Below are 2,120 nucleotides of genomic sequence, written 5' to 3' on the forward strand. Positions count from 1 at the left end.
GTTTCTCGATGCCGATGCCACGCATGGCAAAGGAGATGACCACGTTTCGCTTTTCGATGAAGGCATTGTTGAGGTAGCTGCCGTTCATGCCTGCATAAGAAGAAGTGGAAATCGTTCCGGCAGGCGGATTCAGACCTTCGATTTTTGAGGTCATGTATTGGTTGGCGGTGGCGGACAGATTCACTTGTTCGCCGGATTGGTTTTCTAAAATCAGGGTATAAAACATGAGATGCACCCCTTTACATTTTGTGTTCAATGATGTATAATAGAGACAACAGAGACGTTGGTTCTCTACGCAAAATCGGAATTTGTATAAGATCAACTTTGGAAATTTAGTATAGGGAGAAAGTAAATGGAACAACAGATAAAAGAACGGAAGAAAAAGCTTACTATAGATTTGTGGATAATCGCTCTGGTTACGATAGCAGTCTATATCGTCTATGGTGTTTTCGGAAGCAGAATAATGAGTTTTTGCAAAAACAGTGATATTTCCGTTTGGCCAAGACTTTTGACGGCTGCTGCATTGGAATTTGGAATAGCGGGTCTTGGCATTACTATTGTAGGCCTAATGCGTAAAGAATCGTTCGCAAGTTTCGGACTTCGTTGGGAAAACGCAATCAAAGCTGTGCTTTGGACGATCGTGTTTTTTCTCCCGTATATTCTTTTTATTTTCCTTTCAGGACAATTTGAGGGGTACGAACCATTGAGTATTATGGTTACCCCGGATCTTCACAAAGCAGGGATCGTAGCTACCATTATCGGAACACTGGTTATTGCGGTTGTCTGGGGCTTTTTTGAAGGCTTTAATTATGTTGTCATCTGTGAGAAAATCAACAGACGTTTCCCGGTAAAAACTAAATTCTTTGATTGGGGTGCGCTTGTGGTTTCAATTATGGGCATTCTTTTTCATCCCATGAGCTTCAGCATACAGGGTATCATTGAAATTGTAACTACCTTTATAGCCATTTATGGAATGCTTCAGGTGAGAAAAGTATACAAAAATGCATGGGGATGTGTTTTTGCTTTTCTGTTCATTTGGAATGCACTTTGACATACATCTTGTCACCTAATCTCATAATATAAACGAGTAAGACAAATTCTGATTTACCGAGAAAAAGGAGCGACTTAAATCGCTCCTTTTTAAGTATTCAGCGCGTTCCTCGTCATCCTATAAATCTCCAGCCGTGACAGCGACTTCGGACTATTATTTGTCTGATTCACTGTGCGGCTGTTGTCGTTGTTATAGTAGTTGTTGACCGTACCGCCGGAACTGCCGCCAACGACTGCACCGGAGATACCATTCAAACTATAATTCAAATCAGAATCCATGGTCAGCTGCATGGCTTTCGCCACACCGCCTACAGCTTTTTCCACATACTTCTTGCTTTTGTCAATACCATCTGCCAGGCCTTTCATAAAGTCCGGCATCCAGTTCTCGTAGTCTGTCAGCGGACCTTTGTCCGGAACCGAGAAGTGCAGGAAATCCCGAATGGTATCGGCAACATTGGTGACGCAGTCCGCCAGCCAGCCGATGGCACTCTGAATGCCATCAATGATTCCCTGAATGATGTCCCGTCCCCAATTCCAGGCATCCGAAGCCAGTCCCTTGATATATCCCACAGCGGCATCAAACCCATTCTGAATGGTAGATTTGATGCCGCTGATTTTGTCGGAAACCGCAGAACGAATGTTGTCCCAGATGCTGGACACCGTAGAAGAAATGCTCTGCATCACGTTGGAAACGGTGCTCTTGATGCTGTTCCAGATGTTAGATACCACCGACCGGATGGCGTTCAGAACATTGGAAACCGCAGAAGAAATCCGATTCCAGATGGAGGATACCACAGAAAAAATGGCATTCATCACACTGGAAATCGTGCCGAAGATGCTGTTCCAGATGGAAGAAACCACATTCCAGATTGCAGACAAAACAGACGAAATGAAACCTGATACGGCATTCCAAACCGTAGTCACCACATCTTGAATCGCTGTCAAAACCGTGGAAATTGTAGTAGAGATGGCATTCCAGATGGTTTCAAAGGTCGTTCGGATGCCTTCTAAAATCGGTGTTAAAAACGCCACGATCGCATTCCAAATGGCATTGATCTTCTCCGAGATCC

2 protein-coding genes and 1 pseudogene are annotated in these 2,120 nt (G+C 44.0%); 1 reads left to right on the plus strand and 2 read right to left on the minus strand.

The features are described from left to right. Nucleotides 1-226 (minus strand): annotated as a pseudogene (locus RUMCAL_RS13905) (phage tail family protein); the annotation flags it as partial. Nucleotides 227-352: 126 nt separating this feature from the next. On the opposite strand from RUMCAL_RS13905, the gene RUMCAL_RS13910 reads away from it, so the two are divergent. Then, on the plus strand, nt 353-1,051 hold the full coding sequence (locus tag RUMCAL_RS13910; protein WP_021683667.1) for a hypothetical protein: 699 nt from the start codon (nt 353-355) through the stop codon (nt 1,049-1,051). Nucleotides 1,052-1,140: 89 nt separating this feature from the next. On the opposite strand, the gene RUMCAL_RS16055 is transcribed toward RUMCAL_RS13910, so the two are convergent. Continuing rightward, on the minus strand, nt 1,141-2,120 hold a 980-nt coding region (locus tag RUMCAL_RS16055), incomplete at its 5' end, for a phage tail protein (protein WP_423219185.1).

Origin of the sequence: Ruminococcus callidus ATCC 27760 (assembly GCF_000468015.1) — a bacterium.
Taxonomy (GTDB): domain Bacteria; phylum Bacillota; class Clostridia; order Oscillospirales; family Ruminococcaceae; genus Ruminococcus_C; species Ruminococcus_C callidus.

Excerpts from the sequence above, each read along its gene's own strand:
- RUMCAL_RS13910 (WP_021683667.1), top strand. The coding sequence starts at position 353 with ATGGAACAACAGATAAAAGAACGGAAGAAAAAGCTTACTATAGATTTG.